This is a genomic window from Rhizobium sp. CFBP 13726 (assembly GCF_014841925.1).
Classification (GTDB): domain Bacteria; phylum Pseudomonadota; class Alphaproteobacteria; order Rhizobiales; family Rhizobiaceae; genus Neorhizobium; species Neorhizobium soli.
Genome location: NZ_JACYUU010000001.1, coordinates 785,224 through 806,093, shown reverse-complemented (window position 1 = coordinate 806,093; position 20,870 = coordinate 785,224). Strand labels below are relative to the sequence as shown.

The window sequence follows — 20,870 nt, the reverse complement described above, 5'->3', positions numbered from 1 at the left end:
CAGGAGGGGAACCAAAGCCGAACCAGCTTAAAGCGCTGCCGCCATCTGCGGAATGATCGGCAGGAATGGCACGGTGAACAGGTCTTCCCGTTCGAATCGGCTCCCGGTCTTGGTGAGCCTAACCATCATGCAGGTCTCGTCGTCGCCGATCAGCGGCGCAACCATCGAACCGCCATGGGTCAGCTGCTCCGCATAGAATCGCGGCAGAATCGTAAATGCCGTGGTCACGAATATCCGATCGAACGTGCCCTCGCCCGGCATCCCGTTGCTGCCATCCGCCTGTCGTACGATGACGTTGCGCATTCCAAGCGCGTCAACGCGGGCCTGCGCCGCAACGGTGAGCGTCTTATAGCGATCTACGGTCAGCACCCGTTCTGCGATGCGGCCGATCACGGCGGCTGTAAAACCGCTGCCGGTACCGATTTCGAGAACACGATGACCGGGTTTCACCTGCAGAGCGGCCAGAAGGCGAACCGCAAGATCTGCTCCTTCCATAAAGGCACCGCAATCTATGGGGACCGTGCGGCTGGAATAGGCTTCCTGAGAAAGCGTGGGCGGCACGAACTGCGAACGAGGCGTCTGCTCGACGGCAGTCAGAAGGTCGATATTAGAAATGCCTGCGGACCGGAGCCGCAAGACAAGTGCAGCAAACCCTTCCTTCTCGACCATGCCCGATTTCAAGCTGTCACTCCGCCTGCCACGTTATCTGGGTTCAACCCAGCGCCTTCATCAAGCGATCCTGCACCGAATAGTCGGTCAGGTCCAGTTTCAGCGGTGTTACTGAAATGCGATTGGCCTTGATGGCGTTGATGTCGGTGCCCTCCGCCTGGCGGCCGACACGCGAGGCAAAGTACAGCCAATAGTATGGGAAGCCTCGACCATCCTGGCGTTCGTCGATCGCCACGTCGAAATCGGTCTTGCCCTGAGACGTGACTTCCGTCCCCTGGACATCGTCAGGCGCGCAGGCCGGGAAATTGACGTTGAGAAACGTGCCGGCCGGAAGGTCCGTATCCAGCAATTTGCGGATCAGGCCCGGGCCATGCGATTCGGCCGTATCCCAAGGCAGGACGCGGCCGTTCTCCTTGCGGTAGGCCTGGCTGAGCGCGATCGACCGGACGCCTTGCAGAGTGCCCTCGATGGCGCCTGCGACCGTGCCAGAATAGGTCACGTCGTCGGCAAGGTTGGCACCGACGTTGACACCCGACAGAACGAGATCCGGCTTGCCCCCCATGACGTGGCGCATCGCCATGATGACGCAGTCCGTCGGCGTGCCGCGCACGGCATAGTGCCGGTCGCTGATCTCGCGCAGGCGCAGCGGCTCCGACAGGGTCAGGGAATGCGCATAACCGCTCTGGTCGGTTTCTGGCGCAACAATCCAGACGTCATCGGAAAGCTGGCGGGCAATCCGTTCGAGAACCGCCAGGCCTTCCGCGTGGATACCGTCGTCGTTGGTGAGCAGGATGCGCATTCAGGGCTGCCTTATGCTTTTTCTATTTTGGTCAGGCCGCCCATATAGGGCAGAAGCGCGTCCGGGATCGTAACGGAGCCGTCTTCATTGAGATAATTTTCGAGGACTGCGATCAGGCAGCGGCCGACAGCGGTGCCCGAGCCGTTCAGCGTGTGAACAAATTTCAAAGCCTTGTCGTCCTTGCCGCGATAGCGCGCGTTCATCCGGCGGCCCTGGAAATCACCACAGACCGAGCAGGACGAGATTTCCCGAAACGCATCCTGTCCCGGCAACCAGACTTCGATGTCATAGGTCTTGCGGGCGCTGAAGCCCATGTCGCCGGTGCAGAGCGTCATCGTCCGGAAATGCAGGCCGAGACGCTTGAGGACGTTTTCGGCGCATTCTGTCATCCGCTCGTGCTCGGCGATCGATGATTCCTGATCCGTGATCGAGACGAGTTCGCATTTCCAGAACTGGTGCTGGCGCAACATGCCGCGCGTATCGCGACCCGCAGAACCGGCTTCCGATCGGAAGGACGGGGTAAGCGCTGTAAAGCGCAGCGGCAGCTTTTCGGCGTCCAGAACCTCGCCCGACACGAGGTTGGTCAGCGTCACCTCAGCCGTCGGGATGAGGTAGCGGCCATCCGTCGTCTTGAAGAGATCTTCCTCGAACTTCGGCAACTGGCCTGTGCCGTACATTGCCTCGGACTTTACCATCAGCGGCGACGACACTTCCGTGTACCCGTGCTCGCTGGTGTGCATGTCGATCATGAACTGACCGATTGCCCGCTCAAGACGGGCAAGCGGTCCGGTCAGCACCGTAAAGCGCGAGCCCGAGAGTTTTGCGGCTCGCTCGAAATCCATATAGCCGAGCGCTTCGCCGATCTCGAAATGCTCCTTGGCGGGATGATTCCAGCCGGGCTTCGTTCCGATCGTGCGCGTGACGACGTTCCCTGATTCGTCCGAGCCGACAGGGACATCGTCGAGAGGAATGTTTGGAAGGCGCGACAGCGCGTCATCGAGCGCTGCGACAGCTGCCCGTTCTTCCTGCTCGGCGGCCGGCATCGTGTCCTTGATGGTGGCGACTTCCGCCTTCAGCTTCTCGGCGAGTTCGGTATTCTTCTGCGCCATCGCATTGCCGATCTCCTTGGAGGCGGCGTTACGGCGCGACTGCATATCCTGAAGCGTCTGGATGACGCTGCGGCGGGTATCGTCCATCGCAAGCAGGGTGGCAGCCATCGGCTCGGCGCCGCGCTTGTTCAGCGCTGCGTCGAAAGCTTCCGGATTATCGCGGATCCACTTGATATCGAGCATGATTCTTGGCCTTCAAAGCATGAGGCCGCTGCGATATCGATCGAGAGAAAAACCTCAGGCCTTCTCCGTCTCTGCGACGTCAGACGAGGCCTCATCACTCGAAGCGTCCTCATCGCGTCTGCGCTCGACGAGTCGCGCGGCGTAGATGGAAATCTCGTAGAGAAGGATGGTCGGTATAGCAAGACCGATCTGGGACATCGGATCCGGCGGCGTCAGGACGGCGGCAACGACGAAGGCGATGACGATCGCGAACTTACGCTTCTCGCGCAGCCACTTGCTGGACAAGATGCCCACGCGAGCAAGCAGCGTCGTGACAACCGGAAGCTGGAAAACCAGTCCAAAGGACAGAACCAGCGTCATGATGAGGCTGAGATATTCCGAAACACGCGGAAGAAGCGAGATCCCCACTTCACCTTCGGTCGGCGCCTGCTGCATGGCCAGGAAGAACCACATCACCATCGGCGTGAAGAAGAAGTAGACGAGTGCCCCTCCAAGCAGGAACAGCACAGGCGAGGCAATCAGGAACGGCAGGAAGGCTGCCCGCTCGTTCTTATAGAGCCCGGGAGCCACGAACTTGTAGATCTGCGAGGCAATCACCGGAAAGGCAATGACCAGCGCGCCAAACATCGCAACCTTCACCTGGGTGAAGAAGAATTCCTGCGGCGCGGTGTAGATCAGTTCGGATTTCGCGATATCGAGCTTCGCCCAGATGACCGCCCACTTGTAGGGAATGACGAGAAGGTTGAAGAGCTGTTTTGCGAAGAAGAAGCACACGACGAAGGCGAGGAAGAAAGCGCCGATCGACCAGATGAGCCTTGTCCGCAACTCCATCAGATGCTCGATAAGCGGCTGCGGCTTATCTTCGTAATCACCGCTCATCAGGCATCGTCCTTCGGGGTATCGACAGGCTTCTTCGGGGTACGCTTGCGGGCGGCTGCAAGCTTGACGGCCGTCTCAGTCGTTTCAGGTGCGGACACCGGGACCTTGGCCACCCGAACACGTTTCGGCTGTTCGGCAGACGTCGCCACTGGGGCAGGCTTCTCCGCCCTCGTGGATCTGCGTGTCGTTGCAGGCTTATCCACAGCTGCCGGTTCACCCGTGGCCGCCAATTTCGGTGCGCGAGGCTTTCTAACGCGGCCGGGTTCGGCAGGCGTTGTCGCCTCCGCTGGTGCCGGCGTCACAGTTGAGGACGTCGGCGCAGCAACAGGAGATGCCGTGACGGGCGTCACCGGCACAGCCGCAACAACAGGCGCCGTATCGGCGACCGGAGCACCTTCGACAGCATGCTGCGCTTCGACATCCGTGCTGACCGGCGTCGGCGTCGACGGCATATGCGTCGCCTTCTGCAGATCGTTTCGGATGTCCTGCCCCATCTGGCGAAGCGGATTTATCGCGTCGCGCAGGCTGTTGGCGGGATTGAGGCTATTGGCGTCCGAAATCGTCTTCCGGACGTCATCCATGTCTGCCTCGCGAAGCGCCTCGTCGAACTGCGTCCGAAAGTCACCCGCCATCTTGCGCAGGTTTGATGTCATCTTCCCGAAAGCGCGCAGCATGGGCGGCAAGTCCTTGGGACCTACGACCACGATAAGCACAATGGCAATGACAAGTAGCTCGGTCCAACCGATATCCAACATTCAGCGAGGCTCCTGAAACCCTCCCGACCAATTAAGACCGGGTGGTTTCCTTGATCTCGTCGGGCTTGTGATCGACCGTCCTGCCGCCGTTCACAGTATCGGTAGGCTTTGCCTCAGGGGCATCCTCGTCCGCCATGCCTTTTTTGAAGCTCTTGATGCCTTTGGCAAAGTCGCCCATCAGCTCAGGAATCTTGCCGCGTCCGAACAGGACAAGCACGATGACTAGAACGATCAGCCAGTGCCACACACTAAAAGAACCCATAGTCTAACTCCATTGGAACGTGACCCCGATGTAAGCTTTTTAAGTTTGTTTTTCAAACACCAAATACGTTGCACGAAAAGCTATGAACGGATGACTTTCGCGATCTAGCGACGCTGCTGTCGGCAACGGACGATCACGCATGGTCCATATTCGGGAACACGGGAATAATAAGGGGAAAGCTGGCTGAAAGCCCTGCTAGCCATCACCGTCGCCGGTTGGCGGCAGCAAGCCAAGCTCCTCCAGATCAAGCTGGGTAATGGGGTCTTCCTCGTCCGAAAGCTCGTCCTCACCGCCCGGAACCGGCACCGAAAAGCCGGATGGAATGCGACCGGATAGAAGTCCCGCGCCCTTCAATTCTTCGAGACCAGGAAGATCGCGTAGCTCTTCCAACCCGAAATGATCGAGAAAATCTCCTGTCGTTCCGAGTGTCACCGGTCTGCCCGGCGACCGACGCCGACCGCGGAAACGAACCCAGCCGGCTTCCATCAGTACGTCAAGCGTACCTCTTGAGGTCTGGACGCCGCGAATATCCTCGATCTCGGCGCGGGTCACAGGCTGGTGGTAGGCGATGATGGCAAGCACTTCGAGGGCGGCCCTCGACAGCTTCTTCACGTCGCTGTCGTCTTTGCGAATGACGAAGGAAAGGTCTGCTGCCGTGCGGAAAGCCCAGCGATCGGCCACCTTGACCAGGTTCACTCCGCGTGAGGCATAGATGCCCGCCAGTCTCTGCATCACGGCCTGGATATCTTCTCCCCGTGGGAGACGCTCAGCCAGAAACGCTTCAGAGACAGGCTCGGCCGATGCAAACACGAGGGCTTCGGCGATCCGCTCGATCTCCTCCGACGAGTAGGGCACCGGCACAATAGTATCCACTGCCGCGTCGTCGTCCATCGCGTCCTCGATCTGGCTCATTCGGCTGTCCCTGCCTTTAGAGGCAACGTCTCGGCCTTCGGCCGTCCTGGTCCCTTTCTGAGATAGATCGTCTGGAAAGCGCCATCCTGGCGGATCTCGAGCTGTCCTTCGCGCACCAGTTCCAACGAGGCGGCAAAGGCGCTGGCAGTCGCAGTGACGCGATCCTGCGGCGGCAGATACGGCAGAAGGTACTGCTGCAGGGCCGTCCAATCGCCGATCTCGCCCAGCATGCGGTTGAGAAGGTCCCTCGCCTCGACCAGCGACCAGACCTTGCGGCGTTCGATCGTGACATGGGTGATGGCGTTGCGCTGTCTAAGATTTGCGTAGGCCGACAACAGGTCGTAGAGCGATGCGTCATAGGCCGACGGCCTGTGCTGCGGGATATGCTCCGGTGCCCCACGTGCAAAAATATCGCGACCGAGTCGGTTACGGTTGACGAGCTGGGCGGCTGCATCGCGGATTGCTTCCAGCCGTTTCAACCGGAAGGCAAGCGTTGCCGCCAGTTCCTCGCCGGTCGGGCCGTCGTCGATCTTGATCTGCTTGGGGATCAGCAACCGCGACTTCAGATAGGCGAGCCAAGCTGCCATCACGAGATAGTCGGCCGCCAGTTCGATCCGGACGCGCCGCGCGCTGTCGACGAATGTGAGATACTGCTCGGCGAGTGCCAGGACAGAGATCCGCGACAGATCCACTTTCTGGCTGCGAGCAAGATGCAGCAGAAGATCGAGCGGTCCCTCGAAGCCCGCGACGTCGATCACCAGTGAAGGATCATCGATCGCCCGCTCGGTCACGTCCTGCCACATCTTGTCCATCGGAATGGCATTTTCAGCTTTTGTCATCGCCATTCCGATCCGTCTTCACTGTCGGCGGTCAGGCGACCCCAATCAGTCCGTGGAATTCGTCGCGAAGCGTGTCTTCCTGTGCATCATCAGCAACCGGGAAACCCTGCTCCACCGCTTTGGCACGTCGAAGCGCCTCGCCGCCAAGCGGGATCGCCTCATTCACCACTGCCCTCATTTCGTCCATCAGGCCGTTGCAATGCAAGACGATATCACAACCGCCCCCAACGATTCTCGCCGCGCGCTCGCCGATCGTGCCCTTTAGGGCGTTCATCGAGCTGTCGTCGGACATCAGCAGGCCATCGAAGCCGATATGACCGCGAATGACATCCTCGATGACTTTCCGAGAAATCGTCGCCGGCTCTTCCGTGTCGATCGCGGTGAAGACGATATGCGCGCTCATCGCCATCAGCTCGTTCTTGAGCGCCACGAAGGGCAGGAAGTCATGCGCTTCGAGTTCCGCCCGCGATGCCGATACGACCGGCAGTTCGTGATGCGAGTCGGCCAAGCCGCGGCCGTGGCCCGGGATGTGCTTCATCACAGGAAGCATGCCGCCGGCCTTGAGGCCATCGGCCGCAGCCTGCCCCATCTCGGACACCGTCTTCGGATCAAAGCCATAGGCCCGGTCGCCAATGACGTTGCTGGCGCCTTCCACCGGTACGTCCAGGACCGGCAGGCAGTCGACGTTGATGCCGAGCTTCATGAGATCGAAGGCGTGCAGCCGCGACATCAGCCATGCGGCGCGCAAGCCCATTTCACGGTCATTCTTGTAGAGAGCCCCCAAGGCGGCGGCTGACGGATAACGCTCGATCATCGGCGGACGGATACGCTGAACGCGGCCACCCTCCTGGTCGATCAGGACAGGCGCATCCGGGCGGCCGACGGCGTCGCGCATGGCTGCAACCAGATCAGTGATCTGGGCCGGCTCGACACAGTTGCGGGCAAAGAGAATGAAACCCCAGGGACGCTCATCCCGGTAGAGCAGGATTTCGTCCTGGGTAAGCTGCGGGCCGCTGGAGCCCAGGATCATCGCTTTCGATTCGGTCATGTTCGATCCTAGAATGCTGGGAGCAGAATAGAAAACGGGGCGCTGTGCGCCCCGTTCGATGGTTTCTCGTCAAAGATCTCAGCGAGCGACGAGGCAGGTGCCGCCGACACCGCGATACTTTTCGCAGAGTGCTACGGCTTCCGTCTTGCTGCCGGCCGGGATCCGAACGCGATAGAAGGTACCCTTGCCGGCGATTTCAGCAGCCTTGATATCGACCCCACGCCCGCCGATCACGTTGCCGAACTTCGACGACAGGTTCTGGTAAGACCTCTGAGCGTCAGCCTGGGACGGCAGCGATGCGATCTGGATGACGTAGCCGCCCTCGCCGACCGACGCGACCTGTGCATTAGCAGCGGCAGGAGTTGCCGAAACCGGCTGAACCTGTGCTGCGGGAGCGCGAACGTTGCCCTGATCGCTGACGGATGCGACGACATTGACCGGCTGCTGCGAAGGACGAACCTTCGGGACCGGCGCCTTCGCGACAGCAGCAGGTGCCGAAGTGTCCAGTGGCGCCATAGTGGCTGCCGTCATCGGCGCAGACGCCGGGATGATTTCGGCAACCGTGCTGGCAGCAGGTGCAGATGCGGCGATCGCAGCGGCCGGAGTGACTGGCTGGGCCAGTTCCGGAGACTTCACCGAAGCCGCCGGCATCTTGCCTGTATGCGCCGCAGCAAGCGCCGGAGCCGGCACTTCCTGTTCGACGAGCTTGCCATCCGGACGCACGATCATCGTCTTTACCCGACGCGGTGTAACGGTGAGAGGATCCTGTCCGCCCGTCGAAGCAACCTGCTGGCCCTGATCGGGAAGCAGACGTGCATCCTGGGTCTCGCCGGTATCAGTCGGATCGATATCGTTTTCGCCTTCGAGCGGAAGGCTTTCCGGCATCAGCGTCTTTTGGACGACATCGACCGGCTGCTCTTCGCTGGAGATCAGCGCTTCCTGCTTCGGCGTTTCGGATGCAGCGCCGGCAACGCGGTCGTAAACAGCCTTGTCCTGATTCGGAACGGTCTTGCCACCCGGATTTTCCGGGACAACCTTTACCGGATCGGTATCGGCTGCGATGACGACCGGCTCGCCGCCCATCATCCGCGAAGGTCCGCTACCCAGCATCGTGTAGGCACCTGCGCCGGCAACGACCAGGACGCCGACAACGGCGATGGGAAGAAGCCACGTCCGGGACGCCGACCGGGGCGAACGCTGGTCGAGGTCGTTTTCGTATCCGTTGAGATCGCTGTCATGGTCGTTGGCCGGAAGCGGCGCGACAAGGCTGCGACGGAAGTCTTCTTCCAGGGCCCGCTCGAAATCGTCGAGGTCGGGGTAAGCGCTGCCCGATGTCTGCCGAGGCTGCTCTGGGAAATTGCCGGCAGCGACGGAAGCCGGGGCAGCCGCCTCCTGATGCCGCGGTGCCGGAGCAGTCTGCGACGTCGGGTTTACCAAGAGCGCCGCGAGTTCTGCATCGATATCGATATCGTACTCGGACGCGTAGGCAGGCTCTTCTTCCGGCTGCTCGACCGGCAGGTCCGGCACGTTGAGATCGGCGATAGCCTCGACATGCTCTTCCGATTCGGAAATCATCGCCGCATCGAACGGCATTTCCGCTTCGACGACGGCGACTTCTTCTTCCGGCTCAGGCGCTGCTGCAACGATGGGTGCTGCCGCAGCCGCGGGCGTCAAGACGGCGGCAGGGATTGCCGCGGCAGGCGCCACCGGCTGAACGGAGTTTTCCGCCACCACGATGTCGGCTAGATCGAGTTCGAGATCGTCAAGCGCCAGTTCAAAGTCTTCGTCGGCGAAAGGATCGAAGTCATCGGCCAGGTCGGCGACGGGTGCCGCCTCCTGAACAGTCGGCGTTGGAACCGGCGTCGGGATCACGGGCGCCGCCACAGCGGCAACGATCGGAGCGACGGCGATTGGCTGCGGCTTGGAGACCGGAGCCTGCGGCAGGTCGAGTTTCGGCTCGGCGCGAACAGTCGCAGGCGCTTCCTGGCTGACCGGGAAACGGGCAACGTCATAAACCAGCTCGTCAAGCGGCGAAAATTTCTGCGCCTCCAAAGTTGGCTGGACGACCTCTTTGACAGCGACCGGTTCAGCAGCGCGAGGCTGTTCAACCGGGGAAGCAACGGCCTTGGGCTGGACAACCGGCGGCTTTTCGACGGGGCGTTCCAGCGGCGTGACACCGGCGTTCAGACCGAAATTCGCAAGCGGCATGCGAAAGCCCGGCGTGTAACCGGTGCTCTTGCGGGGTTCAGCCCGAACAGGCTCCGGCGCCGAAACCATGGGAGCTGCAGCGACTGGCTCGGCTGCAACGGCGAACGAGCTCTCCAGCTCAGCGGCCAGATCAAAAGCGTCAACCGACGGTTCCTGCCTGGACTGAGTCGCAGGCTGATAGTCATCGGTGCCCTCTACCTCCGCACGGAGTGTCGGAAGGCCATGGAAATTTGACGGGTCAAAATTCGGCTCGGCCGGTGCACGGTGAGCATCGACGGCAGGGGAAACAGCTTCCGCCTCTGCAGGTGCTGCACCAAATGGATCGACGGAAAATTCCGGAGCATCGAAAGGGTTGAGATCTTCCTGCTTCTGCGACACCACCGGCTGGACCGGCTGTTCGAAAACCGGCTCGCGTTCGATGGGAGGCTCATAGGCAATAGAAGGCGCAGCCTGATAGCCGTGATCGACCGGCAAAGGCGCCTCCACGCGGGAAGGCTTGGCGTCGAGCGGGATATCGTTGACCGGATCGATCCGCGGAGTATCGTATTGCTCGAATTCCCGCAGCAACTCGTCTTCGAGATTGAAGGCCGGCTCGCGGCGGGCAGATGCCGCCATTGGCGCAGAACCCACGGAAGGGGCAGCCGGATTCGCGACTGTCCGTTCCTCGTAGCCTACGATGCGAGCGAGCTCTGCCAGAGGATCGCCGTCAGCAAAAAATTCCGGGGCGTCATTCCGGCTACGCGCTAGGTTGTTGTCCGCCATTCGCTCGTCCACTCACCACCATTACAACTCATCTGCCAGTGCAATGTGGGGAAATGAGGGCGTTTCTACCGCATTTCCTCAGGTGCCGCTGTACCTGTGATTGCAAGTCCCGACTTCAGGACACAGGCGACTGCGTGCACCAGTCCAAGCCTGGCAATGCTCAATTGTCGGTTTTTATCGTTAACAAACCGTAATTCCGGTTGGTCCTTGCCCTTATTCCAGTGAGCATGGAAGAAACTGGCCAGATCATAGAGGTAAAATGCGAGCCTGTGCGGCTCCTGGGCCAGAGCTGCAGCTTCGACGATTCGCGGATATTCCGCAAGCTTCGCGACCAGCTGAAGCTCGCTCTTGTCGGTGATTTCGCCAATGTTTTCAGCGAAATCCAGCGTCTCGGTATCCAGACCCGGAAACGCCTCCCTTGCCTGGCGGAAGATCGACATGCAGCGGGCGTGGGCATACTGGACATAAAAGACAGGGTTGTCTTTCGACTGCTCGGTCACCTTGGCAAAATCGAAATCGAGCGGCTCCGAGCTCTTCCGGTAGAGCATCATGAAGCGAACTGAGTCGCGACCGACCTCGTCCACGACGTCACGCAGCGTCACGAAGTCGCCGGAGCGCTTCGACATCTTGACCGGCTCGCCGTTGCGGTAAAGCTTGACGAGCTGGCAGAGAAGAACAGTGAGCTTTGCCTTGCCTTCGGAGACGGCTCGCGCCACGGCCTCGAGCCGCTTGACGTAGCCACCGTGGTCGGCACCGAGCACGTAGATCATCTCATCGTAGCCGCGGTCGAACTTGTCCTTGAAATAGGCAACGTCGGCGGCGAAATAGGTGTAGCTGCCGTCCGACTTGATCAGCGGGCGATCGATATCGTCGCCGACTTCGGTCGAGCGGAACAGCGTCTGGTCGCGGTCTTCCCAGTCTTCGGGAAGCTGGCCCTTCGGCGGCGGCAGCTTGCCCTTGTAGACATGGCCCTTGAACGTCAGATCGTTGATCGCCGCACGGATGCGCTGCGCGCCGTCCGCATGCAGCGTGCGCTCGGAATAGAACACGTCGTGATGCACGTTGAGGGCTTCGAGATCTTCGCGGATCATGGCCATCATCGCGTCGATGGCCTTCTCCTTGACGATCGGCATCCACTCGTCTTCGGGCATGGCATGCAGCCGGGGGCCGTATTCAGCGGCCAGAGCCTGCCCGACGGGGACGAGGTAGTCGCCCGGATAGAGGCCAGCCGGAATTTCGCCGACTGCTTCGCCCAACGCCTCGCGGTACCGGATGAAGACCGAGCGGGCCAAAACGTCGATCTGGCTGCCAGCGTCGTTGATGTAGTATTCCTTGGTGACGTCATAGCCGGCAAAGGCCATCAGATTGGCGAGCGCATCGCCCACGACAGCGCCGCGGCAATGACCGACATGCATCGGCCCCGTCGGATTGGCCGAGACATACTCGACGTTTGCCTTGCGACCGGCACCGACATCCGAGCGGCCGTAGTCCGTCCCTTGCGCAATCATCTTGGCGAGCATCTGCTGCCAGTATCCGGTGGAAAGCCTGATATTGATGAAGCCGGGACCGGCAACGGAGACTTCCGAAATATCCGCGTCGGCACGCAACGCTTCGGCGATGATCTCGGCGAGCGCGCGCGGGTTGGTGCCGAGAGGCTTGGCAAGCACCATCGCTGCATTGGTCGCGACGTCGCCATGGCTCTGATCGCGCGGAGGCTCGACCGTGAGGCGTCCGAAATCAACCGCACTTCGATTTTCTCGAATGATTTCGAGAGTTTCTAGCGCGTTCTTAATTCTATTGTCGAATTCGGCAAAAAGATTCATATGTCTACATCCGCTCAAAGTGTTTTTGGGCGGGCCCCTCGAAGCCATTGGTGTCGGGCAGGCCCTAGCGCAAATCAGGAGTCTGGTCAAACAACTCGGCATGGACGCGGGTTGCGTAGGTGTCAGTCATACCGGCAAGATAATCTGCAACGTGGCGCGCACGGGCCGCCTCCGGGACGCCGTTCATCTGCTTGACCCAGTAGTGGCCTTTCATCAGCGCCGGGTCGTCCATGTAGCGATGGAACAGGTCGACGACGATCTGCGAGGCACCGGCCCGGATGCGCATGATTTCGGGGTGCCGGTAGATCCGGGAGAACAGCACTCGTTTGATCTGCTTGTCGGTCTGCGCCATCTCGTTGGAGAAGGTCGAGATCACCCTTCCCGCCATGCGCACATCTTGTGCGCTCTCGGGTGCAAGCTCTCTAAGGTTCTTCTGGGAGACCGCGATAACGTCCTCGACCATGTGGGTGATCTGGCGGCGCGTCACTTCGTAGGCAAAGCGGGTCGGGTCCAGATTGGGGTATTTCGTCCTCACTTCCTGCATCAGTCCGGCGAGGAACGGCACCTCCTCCAGCATATCGAAAGTGAGCAGGCCAGAGCGAAGCCCGTCGTCGATATCGTGGGTGTTGTAGGCAATGTCGTCGGAGATCGCCGCGACCTGCGCCTCCAGGCTGGCATAGCTCGAAAGCTCGAGATCGTGCAGGAGGCAGTAGTCGCGGATCGGCTGCGGCAAAGGACCGTGGGAACCCTCGCTGCCGTCGGCCATCATCAAAGGGCCATTGTGCTTGACGAGACCCTCAAGCGTTTCCCATGTCAGGTTGAGACCGTCGAACTCCGCGTATCGCCGCTCAAGCTTGGTGACGATCCGCAGCGACTGTGCATTGTGGTCGAACCCGCCATAGGCCTTCATCAGCTCATCGAGCGCATCCTCACCCGTATGTCCGAAGGGGGTGTGGCCAAAATCGTGAACGAGCGCGACGCCTTCTGCCAGGTCTTCATCCAGCTTCAGGGCACGGGCCAACGCGCGGGCCACCTGCGCCACTTCGATCGTATGGGTCAGCCGCGTTCGGTAATGGTCGCCGTCAGGACTGATAAACACCTGTGTTTTATGCTTGAGCCTGCGAAACGCCGTCGTATGGACGATACGGTCACGATCGCGCTGAAACTCCGAGCGCGTCAGGCTGCTCGCTTCGGGAAACAGGCGGCCCCGCGAGGCCCAGGGATTGGATGCATATAACGCACGCTCGCCCCCACCGAAACCAAGTACCCCCGTATCGATCGCCATAACCGTCCTTAATGCCTCAAGCGTGCCTGCGTGTTGTCGTGTATGGGTACGCCCCATTGACGCGCCGTTCAGGTCTTCATACCTATAGTGTTGCCGTGTGCAACGGCAGTGACATCCATCTTCGAGTTATCAGGGTGCCTTTACCCAAGACTCACCGGGCCTTTACCCCGGCAGGAGACCATTGAAATGACGATGAACGTAACTCTCTCCGATGCTGCAGCCAAGCGGATCGCCCAAATCGTTGCGGCAGAATCCGAAAAGCAGTCTCTGCGTGTTTCTGTTGAAGGCGGCGGCTGCTCCGGTTTCTCCTACAAGTTCGACCTCGCGGGCGCGCCGGAAGCAGATGACGTGGTGATCGCCAACGGCGATGCCAAGGTGCTGATCGACAGCCTGTCCATCGTCTACATGGAAGGTTCAGAGATCGACTTCGTCGATAATCTGCTTGGCCAGTCATTCCAGATCAAGAATCCGAACGCGGTCGCAAGCTGCGGCTGCGGTACCAGCTTCGCCATCTAAGATCTTCCAATCGTCCCGATCAGATTGCCACTCGACCCTTCCCATCAGCTTGTCTTTCGATAAAAGGATAGGCTGAAGACGGAAGGACGACTGCAATGAAGATTGCCACCTGGAACATCAACGGCGTCAAGGCGCGGATCGATAATCTGCGTCAATGGCTCGCCGACTCGTCGCCGGACATCGCCTGCCTCCAGGAGATCAAATCCGTCGACGAAGGCTTTCCGCGGCTCGAGATCGAATCGCTCGGCTATCATGTCGAGACACACGGCCAGAAGGGCTTCAACGGGGTGGCGATCCTGTCGAAGATAAAACCCGACGAAGTGATGCGCGGTCTACCCGGTGCCGTCGGTCCCGACGGACAAATTGATGAGCAATCGCGCTACATCGAATGCGTCTTTTCCGTTCAGGGCGGCGTGATCCGCGTTGCGTCGATCTACCTGCCCAACGGCAACCCGTCCGATGACCCGGTCAAGTACCCGTACAAGCTTGCCTGGATGGAACGGCTGCGGCTGCATGCCCAGCAATGCTTGGCACTCGAAGAGCCACTGATACTCGCCGGCGACTACAACGTCATTCCCGAGCCGCATGATTGTTTCGATCCGGCCGCATGGGCGACAGATGCGCTCTTCCTGCCGAAAACGAGGGCGGCATTCCGTGCGCTCGAAAATCTCGGCCTGACGGACGCCGTTCGCGCAACCACGGATGCCACCAAGCTCTATACGTTCTGGGATTACCAGGCGGGCGCCTGGCAGAAGAACAACGGCATCCGCATCGATCATCTGATGCTGTCGCCGGAAGCTGCCGACCGGTTGAAGGCGACGGTCATCGAGAAGCATGTGCGCGGATGGGAAAAGCCGTCCGACCATGTCCCGGTCGCCGGGATTTTCGATTTCGCGCCAGTCTGAGCGATTCTTGTCCCTGATCGCCCGGATCTGACAGGAAGCAGCGAACGCCGCTTCCTCAGTCCATACCCTTGGCAAACTCATGCGAAAGCGCGATCGCACCGCGACGGTCTTCCTCGCTTGCCATGGAAAAAGCCTGCTCCTGCAAGGGCTCCATCCAGATACAGTCCTTCGTGCTGCACTTGTCGAGTGCAGCCGTCAGGAAGGCGAGACCGCGGACCGTCTGTCCCTCGTCGAACAGGATGTTGCCGAAAACGGCCATGGCGCCCGGATGGCCGCTCTTGCGGGCCTGGTTCAGCCACTTCTTCGCCTGCTGAAGGTTTGGCGATCCGCCCTCGCCTGCAAGAATCATCTTGGCAAGCTGGAACTGCGCCTCCGCGACACCGAAGGTCGAAGCGACCTGAAAATAGATCTGCCGCGCCTGGGCAAGATCGGGCTTCACCGGTGTATCGGGGATGCCGCGGCGATAGTAGGTCGCAAGCGACAGAAGCGCGTTGACAAAAAAACCGGTATCTTCCGAGCCGGGTTCGACGCCCTGCGTGGCGATCTCGTTATAGATCTTGAACGCCTCGAGATCGTTTTTCGTGACGCCATCGCCGAAGGCGTACATGTTCGCCAATGCCCAGCGGGAACCGGTATGTCCCTTCTCGGCGGCATAGCGATACGCTTCGACCGCGTCTTCCTTCTGGCCGTTCTTGTAGGCCTTGAAGCCGAACTTGAAGAGGTCGAAGGGACCCGATTCCTTGGTCACGCCGGATTGGATGTCGAACGCAGCTGCCGAGCCCACCACAGCCGAGGTGAGCGACACGCCAAGAAGCAATACTTTCATGGACACAATGCCAAACTTCGACATGTTTCAGTTTCTTCCCATACACCCGGAAGTCATAGAGCTTGCCATCTCCGACCGATTACACGGCCTGATCAGCCAACCGGCGATCAGCGAGACGCCAGCTATCGCTGCCGTTCTAGAATGGAAACTGTACGTCCCGTTTTCGGCAAGAGTAGGACCTGCCGGCAAAACGCGCCGAAGTTGTGCACGGCGATCCGATCCGCCTGCGACAACGCGGCCAAAGCCCCGTATTCTATTGAAAAACCCGCCCATGGTACTCCAATTCACACGCGCCGCCCCCGCGGTCCGTGTCCGTTATTCCTTTACCGCTGCTCCCTGTTTGTGGCGGGAAATGGACAAAATCTCCGTTGTTCGCCGACCCGCTCATCGTGGCACAAGACTGTTGCCAAATCGTCACAAATTCGGAGGGGTCGGCGAAAACGCGCCACAAACGAAAAAGCCCGGCTCGAACCGGGCTTTTGCTAATTAGTAACTGTTTTCAGAACTTTACCTTCAACGACGTAGAAAGTGCTGCAACCAGGTCGCTATCGTATTCGTAGCTCGCTTCGTCGCCGACGGGGATGCCGTCAATGGACGATGCGCTGGACTCGCCACCCGTCAGGATGCCGAGCACGCCGCCAAGGCGAATCTCGACGTGCTGGGTCGGGGCATAGGAAACGCCGGCGCTGAATAGCCAGGTATCTGTCTGCGTTCCGAATTCCTGCGATGTGCCGCGATCCCAGGTGAGGCTCAGGGCCCCACTCCACTGTTCGTTGAACTTGTGGCCGATGCCGCCGGTGATCGTCCAGCCGTCGCGATAGCCGAGATCGAGCGATGTGATCTCAACACCGTTGTTGTAGAAGGGAATGCGCTGCAACTGGCTCCAGTCGGTCCACTTGACCGAACCGAAAGCAAGCCAGTCCGGTGCGATACCCGACTGAAGCTTCAGCTCGAGAGCATCCGGCATAGCCGTCGAGCCCTCAACCGGCACGACGGTACCGGCGTAGACGCTGCCGACCGGGACCTGCGTCAGATCGACAGTACCGGTGACCTCGTCGAGCTTCACCTGGCTATAATACATCAGGCTCGCGCGGAATGCGTATTCCGGGATTTCGTAGGCCGCACCGGCGCGCCAGCCCCAACCGTCGCCTTCCAGGTCCAGACGACCAACACCGCTGAACGCGAAGCCAAGCGCTTCAGGGGCGATCAACAGCCGTTCCTTGAAGCCATCCATGCGCAGATAGTTCGCGCCGCCGATCAGGCGAAGCTGGCCTGGGCCGGCATCGAAGCGGTAGGAACAGGTGGCTGCGTAGTTGTCGCTGTCGACCTTCGTCTCGATGTTGTCGTTGGCACCCGCCCAGTTGGCGCCAGGATTGGTATGCGCACCATAGGGCTGAGAATAGTCGAACATGCAGTCGACGGAATCGCCGATACCCGCCTTGATGCCGATCCGCGGCGACCAGTAGCTCTCGCTGTCGTCAGCAGTGCTCGAATAGGAATAGCCGGGTGTTGTGCTGAGGTTGCCGTCCGGTCCGGTGATCGTGTCTTGCGCGTTCTTCAGCTTCCGCTGCGGCATGACGTAGGTTGCCGTCGCTTCGGCGGCATAGGGCGACCTGTCAAACAGAAGGTCGATATTGTATCCCCCACGTTCCAGTCCGCCCGCTAACGCCGGCGAATAAATGCTCCATCCAGCCATCAGAACAAAGGCGCCCTTGGCGATGTAATTGCTTTGCATCTCGTCTCCCACTCCCAGGCAAGTCATTGAGACAATTCTAAATACTCTGCCCAAAATAACAACTTTCGGCTGTCCCCGATCTTGCGCTGCAAAACGGTCGCTAATTTACGTAAGCGGAGGAACAATCGCCACCGAATCGGTGGTTGGGAACAAAATTACCTAATCTGGGGCCGTACCGTAGCTGGAATTAGAACACCATCCCGCATGGGCGCGGCGATGTGACAATGCGGCAACATTGCGGCTTTCTCCCGTTGTGCATGTGCACGCAAACGGAACTTCTGGATCGAAGCGCAGCAAAAAGCCGCGGTCACAGGACCGCGGCTTTCAGAGATTCGTTCGTTGGCGCCGGCCTAGAGCACGGCGGAGACCTTGGTCATCAGCCGGCTTCGATGACCCGCTGCAGAGCGATCTTGAGGCTTTCGAGCTGAACTTCCAGTTCGGCATGGCGCTCCCGGTCAGCCGCAACCACGTCCGGATCGGCATTGGCAATGAACTTCTCGTTGGAGAGCTTCTTGCCGAGACGGTCCTTTTCCTGCTCGTTCTTGACGATCGCCTTCTCGATTCGGGCCTTCTCCGTGCCGAGATCGATCAGGTTGCCGAGCGGCAGGCAGGCCGTCGCCTCGCCGACGATGATCTGTGCCGCACCCTTCGGGGCGACGTCAGCTGTCGAGATGCTCTCGACACGCGCGAGCCGGCAGATTGCCGCCTCGTGACGCGCGAGCCGCGACGAGGTGACCGCATTGGCACCAACCATGATAAGCGGTGCTGTCGCCGATGGCGGGACGTTCATTTCGGACCGCGCAGAGCGAAGACCGGATACGAGATCGACAAGCCAGTTGATCTCGTCAGCCGCGTCAGTGTCCGCAAAACCGGAGACCGGCCAGTCGCCATGAGCGAGCAATCCGTCACGCGCTGCCGTGTGAGCCCAGAGTTCCTCAGTCATGAACGGCATGAACGGGTGGAGAAGCGCGTAGCTCTGCTCCAGGACATAGGCCATGCAGGCCTGCGCCTCGGCCTTGGCGGCTTCATCCTCGCCCATGAAGATCGGCTTCAACAGCTCGACATACCAATCGCAAACCTGGTTCCAGACGAAGCGATAGAGCGAAGCGGCAGCCTCGTTGAAGCGCTGCGTCTCGATCGCGGTGGTGACGTCGGCCACGGTCTTCGAGAGTTCCGTGAGGATCCAGCGATTGACGGTCAGCTTCGCATTCTCAGGATCAAAGCCCGCATCACGCTTGACGCCGTTCATCTCCCCGAAGCGCGTTGCGTTCCAGACCTTGGTGCCAAAGTTGCGGTAGCCGGCGATACGGGCGGGGTCGAGTTTAACGTCGCGTCCCTGAGCTGCCATGATGGCGAGCGTGAAGCGCAGGGCATCGGCACCGTATTCGTCGATCAGGCCGAGCGGATCGATGACGTTGCCCTTCGACTTCGACATCTTCTGGCCGTTCTTGTCGCGGACCAGCGCGTGAACGTAGATGGTGTGGAACGGCTCGACAGGCTCGCCTTCCCCGTCCTTCATGAAATGCATGCCCATCATCATCATCCGGGCAACCCAGAAGAAGATGATGTCAAAACCGGTGACGAGAACGCTGGTCGGATAATAGCGCTCCAGTTCCGGTGTCTTGTCCGGCCAGCCCAGCGTCGAGAAGGGCCAGAGTGCCGACGAGAACCAGGTGTCGAGCACGTCCTCGTCGCGGATCAGGATCTCGCCAGGCTTGAAGTTCTCGAGCTTCTCCTGAACCCAGGCCTTCCATGGGCCTTCGTGTGCGAGATAATGCTGGATGGCCGCGTCGAGTGCTTCTTCCTCGGACTTTTCGACGAAGCACTGACCATCAGGACCGTACCACGCCGGGATCTGGTGTCCCCACCAGAGCTGGCGCGAAATGCACCAGGGCTCGATATTTTCCATCCAGTCGAAATAGGTCTTTTCCCAGTTCTTCGGGACGAAGTTGGTACGGCCTTCGCGAACCGAAGCAATCGCCGGTTCGGCCAGCGTCTTGGCGTCGGCGAACCACTGATCCGTCAGCATCGGCTCGATGACGACGCCGGAGCGGTCGCCGAACGGCTGCATGATCTTCTTTGCCTCGACATACGGAATGTCGTTGCCCTCGCTGTCCTTGACGGTAACGGCAAGGCCTTCGGCATTGATCGTCTCGATGATCTTCTTGCGGGCGACCATGCGGTCGAGGCCGCGATACTCTTCCGGAACCAGATTGATCTCGTCGATATCGGCTTCGCCCGGCAGTTCGCCGGACTTGGCTATCTCCAGTGCCTTCGCCGCATAGACAGAATAAGCGTCGCCATCGTCGCGCATCGAGGCGGTGGTATCCATCAGGCGATAGAGCGGGATCTTGTTGCGCTTGGCGACCTGATAGTCGTTGAAGTCGTGCGCGCCAGTGATCTTGACCGCGCCCGAGCCGAAATCCGGTTCCGGATATTCGTCCGCAATGATCGGGATCAGGCGGCGATGTTCCTTTGGCCCAACAGGGATTTCGCACAGCTTGCCGATGATCGGTGCATACCGCTCGTCCGACGGATGGACGGCAACGGCGCCATCGCCCAGCATGGTTTCCGGACGCGTCGTGGCGATCGAGATATAATTGCGCTCTTCGGAAAGGACGATATTCCCGTCCGCATCCTTCTCGACATAGGTATAGGTCTCGCCGCCGGCCAGCGGGTATTTGAAGTGCCACATATGGCCTTCGACTTCCCGCGACTCGACTTCAAGATCGGAGATCGCCGTTTCGAACTTCGGATCCCAGTTGACCAGCCGCTTGCCGCGGTAGATCAGGCCTTCCTTGTAGAGCGTGACGAAGACTTCGAGAACGGCCTTGGACAGACCCTCGTCCATCGTAAACCGTTCGCGTGACCAGTCGCAGGATGCGCCGAGGCGCTTCAACTGGTTGAAGATCAGGCCACCCGACTCTTCCTTCCATTCCCAGACGCGTTCGACAAAGGCCTCGCGGCCCATCTCGCGTCGGCCGGGAAGCTTCCGCTCTGCCAGCTGGCGCTCGACGACCATCTGCGTGGCAATGCCCGCATGGTCCATGCCCGGCTGCCACAGCACGTCCTTGCCGCGCATGCGCTCGAAGCGGACCATGATATCCTGCAGCGTGTTGTTGAGCGCGTGCCCCATGTGCAGCGACCCGGTCACATTCGGCGGCGGGATGACGATGGTGAAGCTTTCCGCACCAGCCTTTGCGTTGGCACCGGCACGGAAGGCGTCCGCATCGTCCCAGGCTTTGGCGATCTTCGGTTCGACGGCGGCGGAATCGTAGGTCTTTTCGAGCATTTCCTGACCCGTTTTTCTTTTTGAATGAGATGGTGCGGTGTTAAAGACGTGGAGGCCGTGAAG

At 60.2% G+C, this 20,870-nt stretch carries 17 protein-coding genes; 2 read left to right on the top strand and 15 right to left on the bottom strand.

The genetic code is table 11. From position 1 onward, the window contains the following. Window positions 1–27: 27 nt before the first annotated feature. From IFT66_RS03950 to IFT66_RS03895, 12 genes are all read right to left on the bottom strand, one after another. Complete coding sequence (locus IFT66_RS03950; protein ID WP_174196749.1) at window positions 28–681, bottom strand: protein-L-isoaspartate(D-aspartate) O-methyltransferase; 654 nt, start codon at window positions 679–681, stop codon at window positions 28–30. A gap of 31 nt (window positions 682–712) precedes the next feature. Next, window positions 713–1,468, bottom strand: a complete 756-nt coding sequence (surE, locus tag IFT66_RS03945; RefSeq protein WP_062457534.1) for a 5'/3'-nucleotidase SurE — start codon at window positions 1,466–1,468, stop codon at window positions 713–715. Between the two features lie 11 nt (window positions 1,469–1,479). Further along, entirely contained in the window at window positions 1,480–2,760 is a 1,281-nt protein-coding gene (serS, locus tag IFT66_RS03940; protein WP_062580349.1) for a serine--tRNA ligase, read from the bottom strand. Window positions 2,761–2,814: 54 nt separating this feature from the next. Then, window positions 2,815–3,639: a twin-arginine translocase subunit TatC gene (gene tatC, locus IFT66_RS03935; RefSeq protein ID WP_062457539.1), complete on the bottom strand. Its 825-nt coding sequence runs from the start codon at window positions 3,637–3,639 to the stop codon at window positions 2,815–2,817. Beyond that, window positions 3,639–4,394: a Sec-independent protein translocase protein TatB gene (tatB, locus tag IFT66_RS03930; RefSeq protein ID WP_192076817.1), complete on the bottom strand. Its 756-nt coding sequence runs from the start codon at window positions 4,392–4,394 to the stop codon at window positions 3,639–3,641. Before tatB ends, tatC begins: the two co-directional genes overlap by 1 nt. Before the next feature lie 31 nt (window positions 4,395–4,425). Next, complete coding sequence (locus tag IFT66_RS03925; protein WP_062457545.1) at window positions 4,426–4,656, bottom strand: twin-arginine translocase TatA/TatE family subunit; 231 nt, start codon at window positions 4,654–4,656, stop codon at window positions 4,426–4,428. A 195-nt stretch (window positions 4,657–4,851) separates the two neighbouring features. Continuing rightward, window positions 4,852–5,547, bottom strand: coding sequence for an SMC-Scp complex subunit ScpB (scpB, locus tag IFT66_RS03920; RefSeq protein WP_244631478.1), 696 nt, complete (start codon window positions 5,545–5,547; stop codon window positions 4,852–4,854). A gap of 17 nt (window positions 5,548–5,564) precedes the next feature. After that, entirely contained in the window at window positions 5,565–6,407 is an 843-nt protein-coding gene (locus tag IFT66_RS03915) for a segregation and condensation protein A (RefSeq protein ID WP_371816173.1), read from the bottom strand. A 31-nt stretch (window positions 6,408–6,438) separates the two neighbouring features. Next, window positions 6,439–7,455, bottom strand: a complete 1,017-nt coding sequence (gene nagZ / locus IFT66_RS03910) for a beta-N-acetylhexosaminidase (protein ID WP_192076816.1) — start codon at window positions 7,453–7,455, stop codon at window positions 6,439–6,441. A 78-nt stretch (window positions 7,456–7,533) separates the two neighbouring features. After that, a complete protein-coding gene (locus tag IFT66_RS03905; RefSeq protein ID WP_192076815.1) occupies window positions 7,534–10,278 on the bottom strand; it encodes an SPOR domain-containing protein in 2,745 nt (914 codons plus the stop codon). Window positions 10,279–10,490: 212 nt separating this feature from the next. Next, window positions 10,491–12,248, bottom strand: coding sequence for an arginine--tRNA ligase (gene argS / locus IFT66_RS03900; protein ID WP_192076814.1), 1,758 nt, complete (start codon window positions 12,246–12,248; stop codon window positions 10,491–10,493). A gap of 64 nt (window positions 12,249–12,312) precedes the next feature. Beyond that, window positions 12,313–13,533 carry a deoxyguanosinetriphosphate triphosphohydrolase gene (locus tag IFT66_RS03895; protein ID WP_192076813.1) on the bottom strand — a complete coding sequence of 407 codons (1,221 nt, stop codon included), beginning with the start codon at window positions 13,531–13,533 and terminating at the stop codon, window positions 12,313–12,315. A gap of 186 nt (window positions 13,534–13,719) precedes the next feature. Here IFT66_RS03895 and erpA point away from each other — a divergent pair, with 186 nt between their 5' ends. Both erpA and xth read left to right on the top strand, forming a co-directional pair. Beyond that, entirely contained in the window at window positions 13,720–14,049 is a 330-nt protein-coding gene (gene erpA, locus IFT66_RS03890; RefSeq protein ID WP_062457564.1) for an iron-sulfur cluster insertion protein ErpA, read from the top strand. Window positions 14,050–14,144: 95 nt separating this feature from the next. Continuing rightward, window positions 14,145–14,954 (top strand): exodeoxyribonuclease III, encoded by an 810-nt coding sequence (xth, locus tag IFT66_RS03885; protein ID WP_062457566.1) that lies wholly within the window; start codon window positions 14,145–14,147, stop codon window positions 14,952–14,954. 55 nt (window positions 14,955–15,009) lie between these two features. Here xth and exoR read toward each other — a convergent pair whose 3' ends face one another. The 3 genes from exoR to IFT66_RS03870 all read right to left on the bottom strand — a co-directional run bounded on the left by exoR (window position 15,010) and on the right by IFT66_RS03870 (window position 20,807). Next, entirely contained in the window at window positions 15,010–15,804 is a 795-nt protein-coding gene (exoR, locus tag IFT66_RS03880; protein ID WP_062457569.1) for an exopolysaccharide production regulator ExoR, read from the bottom strand. 475 nt (window positions 15,805–16,279) lie between these two features. After that, window positions 16,280–17,515, bottom strand: coding sequence for an OmpP1/FadL family transporter (locus tag IFT66_RS03875; RefSeq protein WP_192076812.1), 1,236 nt, complete (start codon window positions 17,513–17,515; stop codon window positions 16,280–16,282). Between the two features lie 376 nt (window positions 17,516–17,891). Beyond that, window positions 17,892–20,807 carry a valine--tRNA ligase gene (locus IFT66_RS03870; protein ID WP_192076811.1) on the bottom strand — a complete coding sequence of 972 codons (2,916 nt, stop codon included), beginning with the start codon at window positions 20,805–20,807 and terminating at the stop codon, window positions 17,892–17,894. Window positions 20,808–20,870 lie beyond the last annotated feature (63 nt).

Excerpts from the sequence above, each read along its gene's own strand:
- IFT66_RS03925 (WP_062457545.1), bottom strand. The coding sequence starts at position 4,656 with ATGGGTTCTTTTAGTGTGTGGCACTGGCTGATCGTTCTAGTCATCGTG.
- IFT66_RS03895 (WP_192076813.1), bottom strand. The coding sequence starts at position 13,533 with ATGGCGATCGATACGGGGGTACTTGGTTTCGGTGGGGGCGAGCGTGCG.
- IFT66_RS03870 (WP_192076811.1), bottom strand. The coding sequence starts at position 20,807 with ATGCTCGAAAAGACCTACGATTCCGCCGCCGTCGAACCGAAGATCGCC.
- IFT66_RS03875 (WP_192076812.1), bottom strand. The coding sequence starts at position 17,515 with ATGCAAAGCAATTACATCGCCAAGGGCGCCTTTGTTCTGATGGCTGGA.
- tatB (WP_192076817.1), bottom strand. The coding sequence starts at position 4,394 with ATGTTGGATATCGGTTGGACCGAGCTACTTGTCATTGCCATTGTGCTT.
- tatC (WP_062457539.1), bottom strand. The coding sequence starts at position 3,639 with ATGAGCGGTGATTACGAAGATAAGCCGCAGCCGCTTATCGAGCATCTG.
- xth (WP_062457566.1), top strand. The coding sequence starts at position 14,145 with ATGAAGATTGCCACCTGGAACATCAACGGCGTCAAGGCGCGGATCGAT.
- erpA (WP_062457564.1), top strand. The coding sequence starts at position 13,720 with ATGACGATGAACGTAACTCTCTCCGATGCTGCAGCCAAGCGGATCGCC.
- nagZ (WP_192076816.1), bottom strand. The coding sequence starts at position 7,455 with ATGACCGAATCGAAAGCGATGATCCTGGGCTCCAGCGGCCCGCAGCTT.
- IFT66_RS03905 (WP_192076815.1), bottom strand. The coding sequence starts at position 10,278 with ATGGCGGCATCTGCCCGCCGCGAGCCGGCCTTCAATCTCGAAGACGAG.
- serS (WP_062580349.1), bottom strand. The coding sequence starts at position 2,760 with ATGCTCGATATCAAGTGGATCCGCGATAATCCGGAAGCTTTCGACGCA.
- surE (WP_062457534.1), bottom strand. The coding sequence starts at position 1,468 with ATGCGCATCCTGCTCACCAACGACGACGGTATCCACGCGGAAGGCCTG.
- IFT66_RS03915 (WP_371816173.1), bottom strand. The coding sequence starts at position 6,407 with ATGACAAAAGCTGAAAATGCCATTCCGATGGACAAGATGTGGCAGGAC.
- scpB (WP_244631478.1), bottom strand. The coding sequence starts at position 5,547 with ATGGACGACGACGCGGCAGTGGATACTATTGTGCCGGTGCCCTACTCG.
- exoR (WP_062457569.1), bottom strand. The coding sequence starts at position 15,804 with ATGTCGAAGTTTGGCATTGTGTCCATGAAAGTATTGCTTCTTGGCGTG.
- argS (WP_192076814.1), bottom strand. The coding sequence starts at position 12,248 with ATGAATCTTTTTGCCGAATTCGACAATAGAATTAAGAACGCGCTAGAA.